15 protein-coding genes and 5 tRNA genes are annotated in these 17,618 nt (G+C 70.3%); 10 read left to right on the top strand and 10 right to left on the bottom strand.

Annotated features, from left to right (window positions below):
- Window positions 1-44 precede the first annotated feature (44 nt).
- The 9 genes from DIZ27_RS27620 to DIZ27_RS27585 all read right to left on the bottom strand — a co-directional run bounded on the left by DIZ27_RS27620 (window position 45) and on the right by DIZ27_RS27585 (window position 10,604).
- On the bottom strand, window positions 45-626 hold the full coding sequence (locus DIZ27_RS27620; protein ID WP_109381174.1) for an ATP/GTP-binding protein: 582 nt from the start codon (window positions 624-626) through the stop codon (window positions 45-47).
- Window positions 607-1,179, bottom strand: a complete 573-nt coding sequence (locus DIZ27_RS27615) for a DUF742 domain-containing protein (RefSeq protein WP_109381173.1) — start codon at window positions 1,177-1,179, stop codon at window positions 607-609. The genes DIZ27_RS27620 and DIZ27_RS27615 overlap by 20 nt, the downstream gene beginning before the upstream one ends.
- Window positions 1,180-1,273: 94 nt before the next feature.
- Window positions 1,274-1,687 carry a roadblock/LC7 domain-containing protein gene (locus tag DIZ27_RS27610; RefSeq protein ID WP_055493648.1) on the bottom strand — a complete coding sequence of 138 codons (414 nt, stop codon included), beginning with the start codon at window positions 1,685-1,687 and terminating at the stop codon, window positions 1,274-1,276.
- A 10-nt stretch (window positions 1,688-1,697) separates the two neighbouring features.
- Window positions 1,698-4,892: a nitrate- and nitrite sensing domain-containing protein gene (locus DIZ27_RS27605; protein ID WP_181383716.1), complete on the bottom strand. Its 3,195-nt coding sequence runs from the start codon at window positions 4,890-4,892 to the stop codon at window positions 1,698-1,700.
- Between the two features lie 49 nt (window positions 4,893-4,941).
- Entirely contained in the window at window positions 4,942-5,157 is a 216-nt protein-coding gene (locus tag DIZ27_RS45230) for a hypothetical protein (protein ID WP_146228996.1), read from the bottom strand.
- A 109-nt stretch (window positions 5,158-5,266) separates the two neighbouring features.
- Window positions 5,267-5,857 carry an ATP/GTP-binding protein gene (locus DIZ27_RS27600; RefSeq protein WP_109381171.1) on the bottom strand — a complete coding sequence of 197 codons (591 nt, stop codon included), beginning with the start codon at window positions 5,855-5,857 and terminating at the stop codon, window positions 5,267-5,269.
- Window positions 5,838-6,233: a DUF742 domain-containing protein gene (locus tag DIZ27_RS27595; RefSeq protein ID WP_109381170.1), complete on the bottom strand. Its 396-nt coding sequence runs from the start codon at window positions 6,231-6,233 to the stop codon at window positions 5,838-5,840. The genes DIZ27_RS27600 and DIZ27_RS27595 overlap by 20 nt, the downstream gene beginning before the upstream one ends.
- A gap of 111 nt (window positions 6,234-6,344) precedes the next feature.
- Window positions 6,345-6,758 carry a roadblock/LC7 domain-containing protein gene (locus tag DIZ27_RS27590; RefSeq protein WP_004983056.1) on the bottom strand — a complete coding sequence of 138 codons (414 nt, stop codon included), beginning with the start codon at window positions 6,756-6,758 and terminating at the stop codon, window positions 6,345-6,347.
- Window positions 6,759-6,767: 9 nt separating this feature from the next.
- A complete protein-coding gene (locus tag DIZ27_RS27585) occupies window positions 6,768-10,604 on the bottom strand; it encodes a nitrate- and nitrite sensing domain-containing protein (protein ID WP_109381169.1) in 3,837 nt (1,278 codons plus the stop codon).
- Between the two features lie 609 nt (window positions 10,605-11,213).
- Here DIZ27_RS27585 and DIZ27_RS27580 point away from each other — a divergent pair.
- The 9 genes from DIZ27_RS27580 to DIZ27_RS27540 all read left to right on the top strand — a co-directional run bounded on the left by DIZ27_RS27580 (window position 11,214) and on the right by DIZ27_RS27540 (window position 15,374).
- A complete protein-coding gene (locus tag DIZ27_RS27580; protein ID WP_109381168.1) occupies window positions 11,214-11,399 on the top strand; it encodes a hypothetical protein in 186 nt (61 codons plus the stop codon).
- A gap of 231 nt (window positions 11,400-11,630) precedes the next feature.
- Window positions 11,631-12,416: a fumarylacetoacetate hydrolase family protein gene (locus DIZ27_RS27575; RefSeq protein WP_109381167.1), complete on the top strand. Its 786-nt coding sequence runs from the start codon at window positions 11,631-11,633 to the stop codon at window positions 12,414-12,416.
- A complete protein-coding gene (gene gltX, locus DIZ27_RS27570) occupies window positions 12,409-13,932 on the top strand; it encodes a glutamate--tRNA ligase (protein WP_109381166.1) in 1,524 nt (507 codons plus the stop codon). Before DIZ27_RS27575 ends, gltX begins: the two co-directional genes overlap by 8 nt.
- Before the next feature lie 80 nt (window positions 13,933-14,012).
- Complete coding sequence (locus tag DIZ27_RS27565; protein WP_109381165.1) at window positions 14,013-14,744, top strand: HAD family hydrolase; 732 nt, start codon at window positions 14,013-14,015, stop codon at window positions 14,742-14,744.
- Between the two features lie 91 nt (window positions 14,745-14,835).
- A tRNA-Gln gene (locus tag DIZ27_RS27560) sits at window positions 14,836-14,907 on the top strand.
- Window positions 14,908-14,947: 40 nt separating this feature from the next.
- Window positions 14,948-15,020: transfer RNA gene (locus DIZ27_RS27555), tRNA-Glu, on the top strand.
- Window positions 15,021-15,106: 86 nt separating this feature from the next.
- Window positions 15,107-15,179 (top strand) — tRNA-Glu (locus tag DIZ27_RS27550).
- A gap of 22 nt (window positions 15,180-15,201) precedes the next feature.
- Window positions 15,202-15,273 (top strand) — tRNA-Gln (locus DIZ27_RS27545).
- Between the two features lie 28 nt (window positions 15,274-15,301).
- Window positions 15,302-15,374 (top strand) — tRNA-Glu (locus DIZ27_RS27540).
- A gap of 139 nt (window positions 15,375-15,513) precedes the next feature.
- Here the strand turns inward: DIZ27_RS27540 and ndgR are convergent.
- Window positions 15,514-16,227 carry an IclR family transcriptional regulator NdgR gene (gene ndgR / locus DIZ27_RS27535; protein WP_109381164.1) on the bottom strand — a complete coding sequence of 238 codons (714 nt, stop codon included), beginning with the start codon at window positions 16,225-16,227 and terminating at the stop codon, window positions 15,514-15,516.
- Between the two features lie 252 nt (window positions 16,228-16,479).
- Between ndgR and leuC the strand changes: the two genes are divergently transcribed.
- The coding region (leuC, locus tag DIZ27_RS27530; RefSeq protein ID WP_109381163.1) for a 3-isopropylmalate dehydratase large subunit at window positions 16,480-17,618 on the top strand (1,139 nt) is incomplete at its 3' end.

The raw sequence follows: 17,618 nt of genomic DNA, 5'->3' as shown, positions 1-17,618 counted from the left end.
GCCCGGTGGCCGCAGGGGGCAGTGCGCAACCCGGCGCGGAGCGGCTACCGCAGCCGCGCCATCAGCGCGTGCTCGACCAGGGTGATCAGCGCGCTCTTGGCATCCGAGCGGTGCCGGGCGTCGGTGGTGATGATCGGGGCGTCGGGACCGATCTGCAGCGCCTCCCGCACCTCGTCCGGGTTGTACGGCTGGTTGCCGTCGAAGCCGTTCAGCGCGATGACGAACGGCAGGCCGCTGTTCTCGAAGTAGTCGACCGCGGGGAAGCAGTCGGCGAGCCTCCGCGTGTCGACGAGAACGATCGCGCCGATGGCGCCGCGGACGAGGTCGTCCCACATGAACCAGAAGCGGTCCTGGCCGGGTGTACCGAAGAGGTACAGGATCAGGTCCTGGTCCAGGGTGATGCGGCCGAAGTCCATGGCCACCGTGGTGGTGGTCTTGTCCCCGGTGTGGGTCAGGTCGTCGATGCCCGCCGAAGCAGACGTCATGACGGCCTCGGTGCGCAGGGGATTGATCTCCGAGACAGCGCCGACGAACGTGGTCTTGCCCACGCCGAAACCGCCCGCCACCACGATCTTCGCGGAAGTGGTGGAGCGGGAAGGACCGCCGCTAGAGCTTGCGAAGTCCACTGAGCACCCTTTCGAGCAGTGTCACGTCTGGCTGGCCGCCGGCGCTCTCGTCGCCGCCGGGCTGATGGATGGCGACCAGTCCTGCCTCCGCCAAGTCGGCGACGAGAATCCTGGCCACACCGAGAGGGATGGTCAGCAGTGCCGAGATCTCGGCCACCGACTTGATCTCCCGGCAGAGGTGGCAGATCCGCTGATGCTCGGGCAACTGGCCCTGCATCTGGTGCGGCTGCGCGGTGGTGTGCACCAGCGCCTCGATGGCGAGCTGGTACCGCGGCCTGGTGCGGCCGCCCGTCATCGCGTACGGGCGCACCAGGGGATTGTTCGACGCCCCGGAGGGCGTCGGCTCGGGGGCACGGCGCTGAGGCTGCACGGGCTGGACGCGCGGCGCGTGCGGCTGCTCGTACGGCGAAAGGCCGGGGCCCTGCGGCACGTACGGCTGCCGGTGGTCCGGTGGGGAGGGGTAGCCGTACCGGTTCTGGGAACCGTCGTTGTGACCCTGCGCAGGGTCGTACGACCAGTTGCCCGAAGACGATCCGTCTGGTGGTGTTACCACTTTCTCCTCCTCCGACTGTGCCTGGCACCCATCGTGTGGTAGCCGCGTCCCGAAACCTTACGGCCACGGGACGCCAAACCGCACCGTCCGTCTGTCAGTTGAGCAAGCTCCCTTGAAGCTCCGCACGAAGGTCCGGAGTCAGGACCGTACCGGCTCGGTCGACCAGAAGGGCCATCTCGTACCCGATGAGACCGATGTCCGCATCGGGATGTGCGAGAACCGCGAGAGAGGAACCATCGGAAATGGACATGATGAACAGGAATCCCCGCTCCATCTCCACAACCGTCTGGTTCACGCTGCCACCCTCGAAGATCCGGGAGGCGCCTGCCGTCAGCGACGTCAGCCCGGAGGCCACGGCCGCGAGCTGGTCCGCGCGGTCGCGGGGGAATCCTTCGGACATCGCCAGAAGGAGGCCGTCGGCGGAGACCACCACCGTGTGGGACACCCCCGGGGTGTTGTCCACGAAGTTGGTGATCAACCAGTTCAGGTTCTGTGCCGCCTGGCTCATCGGGCTCACACTAACGCTCCTGGTTGTAGGTGCTGTCAGGACCACTGCGGTGATTCCCAGTGGCCTGGCCGTTCGTTTCACTGCCTGCGTTGCGGCCTTGTTGGACGCCGCGCCGCAGGTTGCTCAGCCTGCCCCGGATGTCTTCCGGGGCGCGGGAGACCTGGGGGCCTCCCTGAGGGGTGGTCTCGGCGGCGCCCTCGACCAGGTTGGCCTTGGGCACCCGCCGCGGCAGACCGGATGAGGTCACCCCGCCCGCCTTGGGCTTCCGCAGCGAGGACGCCTGCTGCCAGCGCTCGTCGTTCGCCGAACGCCAGTTGTCGCCGTCGCCCTGCGGAGCCGCAGGGGAAGCCGGTGCCGGGACCGTCGGCTCCTGGTTCGCCCGCCGCGCTCCGCCGGTGCCGCTCGCGGTGGACCCGCGGCGCGGAAGTCCGGCGTCGGTGAGTTCGTGGGAGGCGGAGGGGGCCGGTCCCGGACGGTCGAAGCCTACGCTGTCCTGCGTGCTCGCGTCAGGGGCCGGGGCGGGCTCCGGCTCCGGGGCGATCGCGGGGTACTGCGCCGGGTAGCCGTTCTGGTAACCGCCCTGCTGCGGCCAGTCGTCCTGGGCCGGCTCGGCGTAGGAGGGGTCCGGGTAGCCGCCGTTCGGCTGGTAGTACGACTCGTCGTACGTCGGCTGCTGCTGTCCCTCGTACGCGGACTGCTGCCCGTCGCCGTACGCCTGCTGGTCGTATCCGGCGGGCTGCCGCTGGTCCGGGTAACCGGCCGGACCGCCGTCGAAGCCCTGTCCGTCGCGGTCGTACCCCTGGCCGTTGTCGTAGCCCTGCGGGGCGGCGAACTCGTCGGTGCCGGGCTGCTCCGGTCCGGACAGCGCGGGCTGCGGGCTCTGCGGATCCAGGGCCGCCCGCCGCTCCTCGCGCATCCGGGAACGGCCGACCGGGTTCAGGCCGCGGATGTCGTCCGGGACCTCGTAGCGGCTGTCGTCGAAGCCGAGTTCCGCCGCGGTGCGCATCGGCTGCTGCTGGCTGAAGTCCTCGCCCGGGTAGTTCTGCTCCGGGATGATCTGGGAGACGGTGAACTCGTCGGGGCCGGTCTGCGCCTCGCCACCGCCACCGTGGGTGATCGCGTCCGGCAGCATGACCAGCGAGGTCGTACCGGCCTGTTCGCCCGAGGGGCGCAGCTGGACGCGGATGCCGTGCCGGTCGGACAGCCGGCCGACCACGAACAGACCCATGCGCTGCGAGATCGCGGCGTCCACGGTCGGCGGGTTGGCCAGCTTGTGGTTGATGTCCGCGAAGTCCTCGGCGGTCAGGCCGATGCCCTTGTCGTGGATCTCGATCATCACGCGGCCGTCGGGGAGACGGGTCGCGGTGACACGGACCTTGGTCTGCGGGGAGGAGAACGTCGTGGCGTTCTCCAGGAGCTCGGCCAGCAGGTGCACGAGGTCGGTCACCGCGCGGCCGTGGATCTCGGCCTCGGGGACACCGGACAGCTCGACACGCTCGTACTGCTCCACCTCGGAGGAGGCGGCGCGGATCACGTCGACCAGCGGCACCGGCTGGTCCCAGCGGCGGCCGGGCTCCTCGCCGGCGAGGACGAGCAGGTTCTCGCCGTTGCGGCGCATACGGGTGGCCAGGTGGTCCAGCTTGAAGAGGTTCTCCAGCTGGTCCGGGTCGGCCTCGTTGTTCTCCAGGCCGGTGAGCAGGGTCAGCTGACCCTCGATCAGGGACTGGTTGCGGCGCGAGAGGTTGGTGAAGATCGCGTTGATGTTGCCCCGCAGCAGTGCCTGCTCGGCGGCGAGCCGGACGGCCTCGCGGTGGACCTGGTCGAAGGCGCGGGCGACCTCGCCGATCTCGTCCGTGGAGGTGATCGGGATCGGGGTGACCCGGGTGTCGACCCGGCCGGGGTCGGTGCGGGAGAGCTGGTCGACCAGCGTCGGCAGCCGCTGCTCGGCGATACCGAAGGCGGCGTGGCGCAGCTTGCGCATGGAGCGGCTCATCTGGCGGGCCACCATGCCGGCCAGGATGAACGCGGCGAGCAGGGCGATCACGACGGCGCTGCCGGTGACGAAGGCGTCGCGCTGCGCGTCGCCGGCGATGGTGGCCGCCTCGTCCACCGCGGTGTCGGCGAGGTCCGACTCGATCTGGCGGTAGCCGTCGAACTTGAGGGTGTTGACCGCCCACCAGTTCTCGGCGGTGATGCCGCGGCCGGCTATCTCGGCGCGGGCGGCCGGGTCGGTGGAGTTGAGGCGTGCGACCTCGGAGACCATCGTGCGCGAGTCGGAGGGCGGCGGGACGTAGTCCGGATCCTGGGCCGCCGCCTCCTTGGCCTGCTCCGCCCCGTCGGCCTTGATCTCCTGCTTGAGCTGATTCAGCTTGTCCTCGTCGGCCCCGGTGCCACCGCCGATGTACTCCTGGACGGCGATGCCCTCGAGGTAGGCGTAGGAGGAGAGCGCGACGCGCTGGCTGGCGAGCTGGCTGTCGGTGGGTCCGGGCTTCACCAGCAGGTGCGTACCGATGGACCGCTGCAGCGACACCGCCGCCTTGGTCAGCGAGATCGCGTAGACCGTACGGCCGTAGCTGGTGATGTTGCCGGTGCCCAGACCGAGTTCGTTGGCGAACTGCATCAGAGGGTTGGCCACCTCGACGTAGCCCTCTTCGGTCTCCACGCCCTTGAGCTTGGAGGTGTACGCGGCGGCGCGCAGCGCCGTGAGCTTGGGCTCGGCCTTGCGCAGCACGTCCAGCCGGCGCTGCAGGCCCGGCTTGGACGGCACGTTCTGCGCGGCCGCGTCGAACGCGTCGGCCGCCTCGTCCGTGGCGGCACGGGCCTTGACGACGACCGGGTCGTCCTCGCCCTTGCCCTGCAGCAGCGGGGCCGCGGTGAGGTCCCGCTCGCGGTAGAGGGCGTCGGCGTAGGTGAGGGAGGCCTGCACCAGGCGCGCGGTGTTCTCCGCGTCCTCGGCCTCCTGCCAGGTGTCGATCGAGCCCTTCACCTGGAAGCCGCCCATGACCAGGCCGACCAGCACGGGTACGAGCAGGATCGCGTTCAGCCTGGTCGCCACCCGCCAGTTGCGCGGGGAGAAGCGGCCGCCGCTCGGAGCGGGTGGGGCCGTCGGTTCCGCGTCGTGCACGGGGGTGGGCGCCGCTGCGCGCGGCGGCGGGGTGAAGTTGCCCCGGGCCGATGGCTCGGGACTGCTCGTGCTTCGCCTCACTCGACCAACAACCTCTCGGCGGTCGGCACCAACGTTGTGCCGCAGTGTCTCAGAGCCCGGCATGCCAACGACTACTGAGTGCGTCTTTGACCAATGGGCAGTTCAGGCATTCCAGCATGCCGACCAGTCCTCTTCCAAACAGCGGACGGAGGGGTTCCGGCGTGATGTAAGCCGCAGATAAAACGGTCAAACGGAGCGAGCCCCGCCAAAAGGCGGGGCCTTCGTGCGCATAGGGGAACTGGCCGAACGCGTCGAGTGTCGGCATGGCCTGATTCCTCTGCCGAAACGTTATGAACACCGGGGCCGGCCGTGTCCAAGGACACAGCCGGCGCCGGAACATCTACGGCAACTGCCGTATGCAGCTATGGCGTTGACTACCGGAGACGCGCCATGAGGGCGTGCTCGACCAGGGTGATCAGCGCGCTCTTGGCGTCCGAGCGGTGCCGGGCGTCGGTGGTGATGATCGGGGTGTCGGGACCGATCTGCAGCGCTTCGCGTACTTCCTCCGGCTGGTACGGCTGCTGTCCGTCGAAGCCGTTGAGGGCGACCACGAACGGCAGGCCGCTGTTCTCGAAGTAGTCGACCGCGGGGAAGCAGTCGGCCAGCCGGCGGGTGTCCACCAGCACGACCGCGCCGATGGCGCCGCGGACGAGATCGTCCCACATGAACCAGAAGCGGTCCTGGCCGGGTGTACCGAAGAGGTACAGGATCAGGTCCTGGTCCAGGGTGATGCGGCCGAAGTCCATGGCCACCGTGGTGGTGGTCTTGTCCCCGGTGTGGGTCAGGTCGTCGATGCCCGCCGAAGCAGACGTCATGACGGCCTCGGTGCGCAGCGGGTTGATCTCCGAGACGGCGCCGACGAACGTGGTCTTGCCCACGCCGAAACCGCCCGCCACCACGATCTTCGCGGAAGTGGTGGCGCGGCTCTCGGAGACCGCCTCGCCGCTAGAGGTTGCGAAGTCCACTGAGCACCCTTTCGAGCAGTGTCACGTCCGGTGCGCCGGTGTTCTCGTCGCCGCCCGGCTGGTGAACGGCGACGAGACCCGCCTCCGCGAGGTCCGCCACCAGGATCCGGGCCACGCCCAGCGGCATGTTCAAAAGCGCCGACACCTCGGCGACCGACTTCACCTCACGGCACAGATGGCAGATGCGCTGGTGCTCCGGGAGGAGCCCCATGAGCGCTGCCGGGTCGGCCGTCGTACTGATCAGTGCCTCGATGGCCAGCTGATAGCGGGGCCTGGTCCGGCCACCGGTCATCGCATACGGACGTACCAGTGGCTGGTCGCCCTCGTCCTCGTACGGCTCCGCGTACGGATCATGAGAGGCGGTGGGCGGGGTCATGGGTCCTCCGGACGGGACAGCAAGTCGGTCAGTCAAGCCGTCTGACGAGGCCGGTGGGGGGATTGTGGCGGCCGGACGGTGATTTGGTGAGACGGGTGGTGTCGGGGCCGGTCAGTGGAGCAGACTTCCCTGTAGCTCGGCGCGCAGGTCCGGGGTGAGGACCGCCCCCGCACGGTCGACCAGGAGCGCCATCTCGTAGCCGACGAGGCCGATGTCGCACTCGGGGTGCGCGAGGACGGCCAGCGACGAGCCGTCCGAGACGGACATGAGGAAGAGGAAGCCCCGCTCCATCTCGACGACCGTCTGTGCGACGTTGCCGCCTTCGAAGATGCGGGAGGCGCCGGCCGTCAGGGAGGTCAGTCCCGAGGCCACGGCCGCGAGCTGGTCCGCGCGATCGCGCGGGAAGCCCTCGGAGAGCGCCAGGAGGAGGCCGTCGGCGGACACGACGACGGTGTGGGACACCCCGGGGGTGTTGTCCACGAAGTTGGTGATCAACCAGTTGAGGTTCTGTGCCGCCTGGCTCATCGGGCTCAACTAACGCTCCTGCTGGTGAGTGGGTCGAGGGAAGCTACCGGTCTGGGTGGAGCCGGCCTGACGACCCTGTGCGATACCCCGACGGAGATTGGTCAGCCGTCCACGCACGTCGTCGGGCGCGCGTGAGACCTGCGGACCACTCTGGTGGGTCTGCTCCTGAGCCGTGCCCGGGACGAGGTTCGCCTTGGGCACCCGGCGCGGAAGGCCGGAGGTGGTGACGCCGCCCGCGGCCGGCTGCCGGACGCGTTCGGCCTGCCGGACCAGCTCGTCGTTGGGCGAGCTGCGCCAGGTGGAGGTGACGGCCCGCTGCGGGCCGGTGGGCCCCTGCGGCTGCTGAGGTTGCTGCTGCGGCTGCTGCTGTTGCGGCCGCTGGGCCGGAGCCGGGGGATTGCCCTGCTCCTGTTCCCGGGCACCGTGGAACCAGTTGGTCTCCAGGGTGTCGTAGAGGGGGGTGCGCCCGTCACCGGGGCCGGACGCCGGCGGCAGTGCCCAGGCGTCGCCCGGCGCGCGACCGTCGCCGGGCCGCTGAGGGGCGGGCCGCTGCGGCGCGGGCCCGTGGCCCGGCTGCTGCTGCGGAGCCGCGGGACGCTGGGCGCCGAAGTCGGGGCCCGCCCCTCCACGCGGTCCGTTCGGCTGCGGACGCTCGAACTGGCCGGTGGAGGCCGGGTCCGCGAGGTTCGGGCGCTCCGGGAGAGCGTGCCGCGCGGGAGCGCCGCCGTTCCGCTCCGGAGCCGGGTACCGGCCGGCCGAGCCGCTGTCGTAGCCCTGTGGGGCGGCGAACTGGTCGGTGTCGGACGGGTTCTGTCCGTTGTACTGGTCCGAGGGAGCGCCGTAGATGTCGCCGCGGACGAACTGGGCGTTGTTCGCGTCGGGCCGGCCGTACTGGCCGGTGTTCTGCGGAGCGCCGGCACCGGGGGCGCCGTAGGAGGCGGGCGAGCCGGGGTTCTGCCGGTCGTCGAAGCGGGGCATCTCGGCCGTCGCGCCGGGGCCCTGGCGGTCGTCGAACCGCGGCATGGAGCTCGTCCGGGAGACGTCCGGTTCCTCGTGCCCGCGCGGGGCGTCCAGCGGGGCCCGGGGCACCGGAGGCTGGGCGTTCTCGTCGCTCCAGCTGGGCACCCGCGGCTGCTGGTCGCCGCCGGGCAGCTCGGCGCGCGGACCACCGCGCGGCGGCAGCTGCGGACGACGGCCGCGCTCGGCGTTGCCGGTGCCCCGCTGCGGCGGCACGGAACCCCGGCCGCCGAACAGGTCCTGGCCCTGCGATCCGCCTTGACCCTGTGCTCCGCCCTGCCCCGGGGACTGCAGCCCCTGCGGGGCGCCCGGAGCCTGACCGCCGTAGCCGGCACCCGCGCCCGCGGGGGCCGGACGGCCCTGGCCCTGCGCGGAGGGAGGACCGCCCTGCTCGAACAGCGACGGCGCCGAAGACCTGCCCGGCTGACCCTGCGGGCCACGTGCCCCGCCCGGGGCACCCGGCCGGCCCTGGCCGTCCCGTCCGGGCAGCGCGGCCCGCGGACCCTGACCGGCGGCGAGCCTGCCACCACCGGGCGCGCCGCCACCGAGGGCACCGGCGCCGGACTGACCGCCACCGGCGGACCGCCGCGCCGCCGCCGCACCGGCCGCGGCCTGCGCGGCGGCGGGACCGCCGGCACCCGGCTGACCGGGCTTGCCCTGGGGCTTCTTGCCGCCCTGGGCGACATCGACGGGCAGCATGACCAGCGCGGTCGTACCACCGGAGTCGGACGGGCGCAGCTGGATGCGGATGCCGTGCCGCTGCGACAGCCGGCCGACCACGAACAGACCCATGCGGCGGGAGACGGAGACGTCCACGGTGGGCGGCGAGGCGAGCCGCTCGTTGATCGCCGCCAGGTCCTCCGGCGACAGACCGATACCGGTGTCGTGGATCTCGATCAGCACCCGGCCGTCGGGCAGCGCGTGACCGGTGACCTTGACCTTGGTCTGCGGGGAGGAGAACGAGGTCGCGTTCTCCAGCAGCTCGGCGAGCAGGTGCACGAGGTCGTTGACGACGCGGCCGGCCACTTCGGTGGTCGGCACGGCGGTCAGCTCGATGCGCTCGTACTGCTCCACCTCGGACGCGGCGGCACGCAGCACGTCGACCAGCGGGACCGGGCGGGTCCACCGTCGGCCGGGCTCCTCACCCGCGAGGACGAGCAGGTTCTCACCGTTCCGGCGCATACGCGTGGCCAGGTGGTCCAGCTTGAACAGCGAGGACAGCTGGTCCGGGTCGGCCTCGCGGGACTCCAGTTCGGAGATCAGCGACAGCTGGCGCTGGATCAGGCCCTGGGAGCGGCGCGAGAGGTTGGTGAACATCGCGTTGACGTTGCCCCGCAGCAGGGCCTGCTCGGCGGCGAGGCGGACCGCCTCGCGGTGCACGTCGTCGAAGGCCGCGGCCACCCGGCCGATCTCGTCCCGGGAGTGCACACCGACCGACTCCACGGACGTGTCGACGTCCTGCGGGTCGGACTCGGACAGCTGCTTGACCAGCTCGGGCAGGCGTTCCTGGGCGACCTTGGTCGCGGTGTCCTCGAGCCGGCGCAGCGAGCGGATCATGGAGCGGGCCACGACGAAGGCACCGACCAGCGACACACCGAGCACGATCAGGATCAACGCACCGGAGATGATCGCGTCCCGCTCGGTGGCGGCGCGCAGCTCACGGGCCTTTTGTTCCATCTCCTCGAGCAGCCTGTGCTCGACGTTCTTCATCTGCTGGATCTTGGTGGAGCTGTCGTCCAGCCAGTCCCGGTAGGACCGCTTGGCCATGGACCCCAGGCCGTCGGCCGACACCAGGGCACGGCCCGCGTACTTGTCGGTGGCCTTGATGACGGCGTTGCCGTCCTCGATGGGCAGCAGCAGCTCGGTGGCCTCGTCCTCGCCGTAGATGCTCTTGAAGCTGCGCAGCTCGGACTTCTGGCTCTCCAGCGCCGACTCGGCGTAGAGCCGGTCGTTCTCGGAGAGGTCACCGTGGGTGGTGTTACCGGCGGGCAGCGCCGCTGCGAGGACCGCGCGCTGGATCGACGCGTACTCCTTGGCGGAGGAGAAGGAGGCCAGGGCGCGGGTGCGCTGGATCATCTCGGGGTTGCTGGTCGCCTCGGCCATGTCCTGGGAGAGGTCGATCAGGTTCTCGATCAGACGGTGGTACCCCTCGACGGTCTGGGTGGAGTTGTCCTCCGACACATAGGCCGTGTTGCGGATCTTCTCGAGGTCGCCCAGGTCGCCGGCGAGCTGGACCAGGTTGTCGCGGATGCCCTTGAGGTTGCCGTCCCGGCTGGCGTTGTTGATCTCCTCGGAGCTGTCGAGGAAGTTCTTCCGAGCGCGGTCGGTCTTCTCGCGGTGGCCCTTGACCCCGAAGTCGGTGGCCTTGCCGCCGTGCGCCAGTGGGCCGGCCGACTGGTCGCGCTCCTCCTGGAGCGCGGCGGCGAGCTCGGTGGCCTCCTGGGTGATGTCCGTCAGCAGCTTCATGTTGTCGAGCTGCTGGATGTCGTCCATCGACTGGTTGATACGCAGGGCGCCCAGCGAGGTGGCCGCGACCACCGGGAGCGCGAGCAGCGACACCAGACGGGTGGAGATGCGCCAGTTGCGCAGGGCAACGCGCGGTCCCGGGCCGTCGGGACCCTCCGGGGGCTTCGGCGGAACGGGGGGAGTGCCCGCCGGTCCCGCGGGCGTGGCTCCGGGGCGGCCGGGTCGTTCGCCGCCTTCACCGTTCGCGGCCGGGCCCTGGTTCTGGGCGTGCTGGGGCGAGGAGCCGACGGCCCTGGGGCCAGTCCCGCCGTGCTGCTCCGGCTCCGCCGAAGCGCTGCCATCCCTCTTGAAACGTCCCTGCACTAGCGTCGCAACCTCTGGACCAGGCGCCCCTCCGCGCGAACGGCGGGACACGGTGTCGGCGTCATAGGAGCGCCCTGAATGCGCCCCCGTGGTGGTCGTGAGTGACCGGCGTGGGTTCCCCCTTGCTCACCGCCACAATGGCGCGTTTGTGCGCCCCCTGTGCGCCGGATCGATAACTGCGGCGGTCCGGGGAATTCCAGCACAGTGCGGGATGCCCCAACAAGGCCCGCGAGTCATGCCGCGACTTGCGTGACGCCGTGTGAGGGGTGAGTCACCAGGCGTAGAAAGTGATCTCACGCAAAGGGGGCGAATGGGGTTGATTCGAGGGAGTCGGGAAGGTGTCCCAGTCGCGATGATCAGGAGCGGAATGATGCATTCAGGGGGTCAATGTCCGTTTCGGTGGAGCGGCGCGCCGGTCCGGATTGACCCATTTGGCTGTCGATTCGTGAGCAAACTCACACGGTGATCGTGGTCCCTCGCGGCGGTCGGCGGGGAATCAGATGTTTAGCCTGACGCTTTACAGGGATGGCAAAACAGACAACCCGCGTCCGACGGAGGGTCCCCGGACCCCGTCGGACGCCCCGTGAACAGGACAGGTTCGAGTAAACAGTGAAGACGACGACGATGTTCCACAAGATCGCCAACCCGCGACGCACGACGCTGGCGCACCTCGACGGCGCCGCCGAACTGCAGACGCCGGTCCACCAGGAGCACACCGTCGAACTCCCGGCCCAGACTGCCAACCCCAGGCGCACCGTCCTCATGGAGATCCCGGTCGCGGCCGCCGCGAACTAGCACCTTCCCCAGTCTTTCCCGGCACCAGTACCGACCAGTACGCGCGCCGGCCCCGAAACGCTCAAGGCGCACGGGCCCGGCCGGACCTGTGCCGGCCCCACGATCACAGGCGGCGTCCCCCCTTCCAGGTGGGACGCCGCCTGTGATGCGCGAGGCGTGCGTGCCCTGCCGCGTTAGCCTGGAGCGTCAGACTCCAGCCAGCTCAGTCAAGGTCAAGGGGCCAAGAATCCCGTGCGCATCGCCAGATTCTCCATCGACGGGAACGTCGCCTTCGGCGCGGTCGAGGGTGACCAGCAGGACGAGCTCGTCCTGGACATCATCAAGGGCATCCCGTTCGCGGACTTCGAACTCTCCGGCACCAAGGTCCCGGTGAGCAAGGTCAGGCTGCTGCCCCCGGTGCTCCCCAACAAGGTGGTGGCCTTCGGCCGCAACTACGCCGAACACGCGAGGGAGATGGGCAACGAGGTGCCCGACGCCCCGTTCGCCTTCTTCAAGCCCGCCACCTCGGTGATCGGCCCCGGCGACGACATCCAGTACCCCTCCTTCTCCCAGGAGGTGCACCACGAGGCCGAACTGGCCGTGGTGATCGGCAGGATGTGCCGTGAGGTCCCGCGCGACCGGGTCAAGGACGTGATCTTCGGCTACACCTGCGCCAACGACGTCACCGCCCGCGACGTCCAGCGGCGGGAGAAGCAGTGGGCGCGGGCCAAGGGCTTCGACACCTCCTGCCCGCTCGGCCCCTGGGTGGAGACGGACCTGGACATCGCCGCCGCCGGCGACCTCACCGTCCAGCTCACGGTCAACGGCGAGCAGCGCCAACTCGGCCGTACCAGCGAGATGATCCACTCCATCGAGGACCTGATCGTCAACATCTCCGAGGCGATGACGCTGCTCCCCGGCGACGTGATCCTCACGGGCACCCCGGCCGGCGTCGCCCCCCTCAACGTCGGCGACGAGGTCGCCGTCACCATCGAAGGCATCGGCACTCTCACCAACAAGGTTGTCAAGCGTGGCTAGCGCAGCAGGTTCCCCCTCCCCCAAGTCCTCGACTCACCTCGGACAGGGGGCGCCCCCACGCGTCCGTTTCTGTCCGTCGCCCACCGGCAACCCCCACGTGGGTCTGGTCCGCACCGCCCTGTTCAACTGGGCGTTCGCCAAGCACCACCAGGGCACGCTGGTCTTCCGCATCGAGGACACCGACGCGGCCCGCGACTCCGAGGAGTCCTACGCCCAGCTCCTCGACTCGATGCGCTGGCTCGGCTTCGACTGGGACGAGGGCCCCGAGATCGGCGGCCCCCACGCCCCCTACCGCCAGTCGCAGCGCATGGACGTCTACGCCGACGTCGCCGCCAAGCTCCTCGACGCCGGCCACGCCTACCGCTGCTACTGCTCCCAGGAGGAGCTGGACACCCGCCGCGAGGCCGCCCGCGCCGCCGGCAGGCCCTCCGGCTACGACGGCCACTGCCGCGACCTCACCGACGCCCAGGTCGAGGAGTACAAGGCCCAGGGCCGCGAGCCGATCGTCCGCTTCCGCATGCCCGACGAGACGATCACCTTCACCGACCTGGTCCGCGGCGAGCTGACCTTCACCCCGGAGAACGTCCCGGACTACGGCATCGTCCGCGCCAACGGCGCTCCGCTGTACACGCTGGTCAACCCGGTCGACGACGCCCTGATGGAGATCACCCACGTCCTGCGCGGCGAGGACCTGCTCTCCTCCACCCCGCGCCAGATCGCCCTGTACCAGGCGCTGACCGAACTCGGCATCGCGAAGCAGATCCCGGCCTTCGGCCACCTGCCCTACGTGATGGGCGAGGGCAACAAGAAGCTCTCCAAGCGTGACCCCCAGTCCTCGCTCAACCTCTACCGCGAGCGCGGCTTCCTCCCCGAGGGACTGCTCAACTACCTCTCCCTGCTGGGCTGGTCGCTCTCCGCGGACCAGGACATCTTCACGATGGAGGAGATGGTCGCGGCCTTCGACGTCGCGGACGTGCAGCCGAACCCGGCCCGCTTCGACCTGAAGAAGTGCGAGGCGATCAACGCCGACCACATCCGCCTGCTGGAGGTGAAGGACTTCACCGAGCGCTGCCGCCCCTGGCTGAAGGCGCCCGTCGCCCCCTGGGCCCCGGAGGCCTTCGACGAGGCCAAGTGGCAGGCCATCGCCCCGCACGCGCAGACCCGCCTGAAGGTGCTGTCGGAGATCACCGACAACGTCGACTTCCTGTTCCTGCCGGAGCCGGTCTTCGACGAGGCCTCCTGGACCAAGGCGATGAAGGAGGGCTCCGACGCCCTGCTGCGCACCGCCCGCGAGAAGCTGGACGCGGCCGACTGGACGTCCCCCGAGTCCCTGAAGGAGGCCGTCCTGGCCGCCGGCGAGGCCCACGGCCTCAAGCTCGGCAAGGCCCAGGCCCCGGTCCGCGTCGCCGTCACCGGCCGCACGGTCGGCCTGCCCCTCTTCGAGTCCCTCGAGGTCCTGGGCAAGGAGCAGACCCTGACCCGCATCGACGCGGCCCTGGCGAAGCTCGCCGGGTAGCCCGGTCCGACCGCAGGTGAGGGGCGGCGCCCGGAGCTTCCGGGCGCCGCCCCTCACCGTTCTTGGGTACGGTCGGTCCCATGGTGATCCGAGCCGTCGTCTGGGACGTGGACGACACACTCTTCGACTACACCTCCGCCGACCGCGAGGGGATGCGGGCGCACCTGCTGGCCGAGGAGCTGCTGGCCGGGTACGCCTCCGTGGAGGAGGCGCTGGTGCGGTGGCGGGAGGTGACCGATCTCCAGTGGGCCCGGTTCGCCGCCGGCGAGGTCGACTTCGAGACGCAGCGGCGCGACCGCACCCGGCTCTTCCTGGGGCGTGAACTGACCGACGACGAGGCCGACGACTGGTTCCGGCGCTACCTGGGGCACTACGAGGCGGCCTGGTCCCTGTTCCCGGACGTCCTGCCGGTCCTCGACGCGCTCGCCGCCAGCCACCGGCACGCGGTGCTGTCCAACTCCAGCGTCCACGTCCAGGACCGCAAGCTGCGCGTCCTCGGTGTCCACGACCGCTTCGAGGCCGTCCTGTGCGCCGCCGAGCTGGGCGTCTCCAAACCCGAGCCCCGCGCCTTCCTGGCGGCCTGCGAGGCCCTGGCGCTGCCTCCCGACCAGGTCGCGTACGTGGGCGACCACCCGGAGATCGACGGCCGGGGCGCCGCGGAGGCGGGACTGCTGTCGGTGTGGATCGACCGGGGCGGTGCGTACGCGGCCCTGGAGCCGCCCGTCGGGCCGCGCAGGATCGCCTCCCTCGACGAACTCCCCGCGCTCCTCGGCACGGATACTCGTTTTGGAGCCGGGTCCGGCATCGGGTAATGTTCTTCCTGCGCCGCGGGGGACCGGGCCGGAAGGCCACCAACCTCAAGCGCACTGCTAGAACGAAAACCCTCCGGGGCTTGCGTTCCAGTGGCCTATGGTGTAATTGGCAGCACGACTGATTCTGGTTCAGTTAGTCTTGGTTCGAGTCCAGGTAGGCCAGCTCGCAGAGCTCATCTGCACCTGCGGATCTCATCCGCGAAGCCCCCGTTGTGTAGCGGCCTAGCACGCTGCCCTCTCAAGGCAGTAGCGCCGGTTCGAATCCGGTCGGGGGTACAGATCCATCCCGCGAGGGCGGCCGGGTAGCGCCCACTGTCCTCACGGTGAAACCATCCGGCTCCGGCCGGGTGAGGATCGCCAGGGCCCCCGTTGTGTAGCGGCCTAGCACGCCGCCCTCTCAAGGCGGTAGCGCCGGTTCGAATCCGGTCGGGGGTACTGAACTGGTCTAAACCATCATTGGTCTATGGTGTAATTGGCAGCACGACTGATTCTGGTTCAGTTAGTCTTGGTTCGAGTCCAGGTAGACCAGCTCGGACCTGCGGAAACGCAGAGTCCACGCCCCCGTTGTGTAGCGGCCTAGCACGCCGCCCTCTCAAGGCGGTAGCGCCGGTTCGAATCCGGTCGGGGGTACACAGGAAGACAGAAGCAAAGCCCTCCACCTCGGTGGGGGGCTTCTTCGTGTCCGCGTACCGAGGTGCGGCGGGGCGCGAGCCCGGAAGAGGGCCTGCCGCGGCGTTGAGGCGGGCCCGTTCCCGAGGGGCGGGTGGGGTCAGGAGCGGCGCAGCGCCTCGGAGAGGCGGGCCGCGGAGTCGATGACGGCCTGGGCGTGCATACGGCCCGGGTGACGGGTCAGGCGCTCGATGGGCCCCGACACCGAGACGGCGGCCACCACGCGATTCGAGGGGCCGCGCACCGGCGCGGAGACGGAGGCGACGCCGGGCTCTCGCTCCCCGATCGACTGCGCCCAGCCGCGGCGCCTGACGCCCGACAGGGCCGTCGCCGTGAAGCGGGCGCCCTGCAGGCCGCGGTGCAGGCGCTCCGGCTCCTCCCAGGCCATCAGGATCTGCGCGGAGGAGCCGGCCTTCATCGTGAGCGTGGAACCCACCGGGACCGTGTCCCGCAGGCCCGACAGGCGCTCCGCCGCGGCGACGCAGATGCGCATGTCGCCCTGCCGGCGATAGAGCTGGGCGCTCTCGCCGGTCACGTCGCGGAGATGGGTGAGTACCGGGCCCGCCGTGGCGAGCAGCCGGTCCTCGCCCGCCGCCGCGGCCAGTTCGGCCATGCGCGGACCGAGGATGAACCGGCCCTGCATGTCGCGCGCCACCAGACGGTGGTGTTCCAGTGCCACGGCCAGGCGGTGGGCCGTGGGTCGTGCCAGTCCGGTCGCACCGACCAAACCCGCGAGGGTGGCCGGGCCGGACTCCAGAGCGCTCAGGACGAGGGCCGCCTTGTCCAGAACGCCGACGCCGCTACTGTTGTCCATGCAACGATACTTGCGTCTCACTCTGTGAAACGCAAGTTCAATTTTCGGTGGAACGCGCCACTCTTGACGTACGAGGCAATCGGCACGACGCATTCCGCACGACGCGATCGGTGCTGTGCGCCGATCAGTAGGAAGCACCGTGGCCCGTGGATCACCGGGCCTGGCGGCGACGCCCGGGATCAGGGGTGGGGCGCCGTCTCCTCACAGATCTCTAGTTGGGCCGGCGCGTGTGTGCCGGCCGGAGGGAAAGCGATGGGTAGGACACTCGCGGAGAAGGTCTGGGACGACCATGTCGTCCGGCGCGCCGAGGGCGAGCCCGACCTCCTCTTCATCGATCTGCACCTGCTGCACGAGGTGACCAGCCCGCAGGCCTTCGACGGTCTCCGTAAGAGCGGCCGCGGGGTGCGTCGGCTCGATCTGACCATCGCGACCGAGGACCACAACACCCCGACCCTGGACATCGACAAGCCCATCGCCGACCCGGTCTCCCGCGTCCAGCTGGAGACGCTGCGGGCGAACTGCGCGGAGTTCGGTGTCCGGCTGCACTCGCTGGGCGACGTGGAGCAGGGCGTCGTGCACGTGGTGGGGCCGCAGCTGGGGCTGACCCAGCCCGGCATGACCGTGGTCTGCGGGGACTCGCACACCTCCACGCACGGCGCGTTCGGCGGCCTGGCCTTCGGCATCGGCACCTCCCAGGTCGAGCACGTGCTGGCCACCCAGACCCTGCCGATGACCCGCCCCAAGACCATGGCGATCACCGTCGAGGGCGAACTGCCCGACGGGGTCACGGCCAAGGACCTGATCCTGGCGGTCATCGCGCGGATCGGCACCGGCGGCGGCCAGGGCTACGTCCTGGAGTACCGCGGCGAGGCCATCGAGAAGCTCTCGATGGAGGCCCGGATGACCATCTGCAACATGTCGATCGAGGCCGGCGCCCGCGCGGGCATGATCGCCCCCGACGAGACCACGTTCGCCTACCTCAAGGGCCGCCCGCACGCCCCCCAGGGTGAGGACTGGGACGCGGCCGTGGCCTATTGGAAGACGCTGCGCACCGACCAGGACGCCGAGTTCGACGCCGAGGTCGTCATCGACGCTGCCGAACTGTCGCCGTTCGTCACCTGGGGCACCAACCCCGGCCAGGGCGCGCCGCTGTCGGCCGCTGTGCCCGACCCCGCCTCGTACGAAGACGCCTCGGAGCGCCTGGCCGCCGAAAAGGCCCTGGAATACATGGGGTTGACAGCCGGCCAGCCGCTGCGCTCCATCAACGTGGACACCGTCTTCGTAGGTTCCTGCACCAACGGCCGGATCGAGGACCTGCGCGCCGCCGCCGACATCGTCAGGGGCCGCAMAGYCGCCGACGGCGTACGGATGSTGGTCGTCCCCGGCTCCGC

Origin of the sequence: Streptomyces sp. NWU339, assembly GCF_003143855.1 — a bacterium.
In the GTDB taxonomy this organism is placed as follows: Bacteria; Actinomycetota; Actinomycetes; order Streptomycetales; family Streptomycetaceae; genus Streptomyces.
Note: the sequence above shows the minus strand (reverse complement) of the source record. Positions and strands in the feature narration are given on the sequence as shown.

Coding starts and splice junctions, on each gene's coding strand:
- DIZ27_RS27590 (WP_004983056.1), bottom strand. CDS start 6,758: ATGAGCCAGGCGGCACAGAACCTCAACTGGTTGATCACCAACTTCGTG.
- DIZ27_RS45230 (WP_146228996.1), bottom strand. CDS start 5,157: ATGCCGACACTCGACGCGTTCGGCCAGTTCCCCTATGCGCACGAAGGC.
- DIZ27_RS27565 (WP_109381165.1), top strand. CDS start 14,013: ATGGTGATCCGAGCCGTCGTCTGGGACGTGGACGACACACTCTTCGAC.
- ndgR (WP_109381164.1), bottom strand. CDS start 16,227: ATGGACAACAGTAGCGGCGTCGGCGTTCTGGACAAGGCGGCCCTCGTC.
- DIZ27_RS27595 (WP_109381170.1), bottom strand. CDS start 6,233: ATGACCCCGCCCACCGCCTCTCATGATCCGTACGCGGAGCCGTACGAG.
- DIZ27_RS27610 (WP_055493648.1), bottom strand. CDS start 1,687: ATGAGCCAGGCGGCACAGAACCTGAACTGGTTGATCACCAACTTCGTG.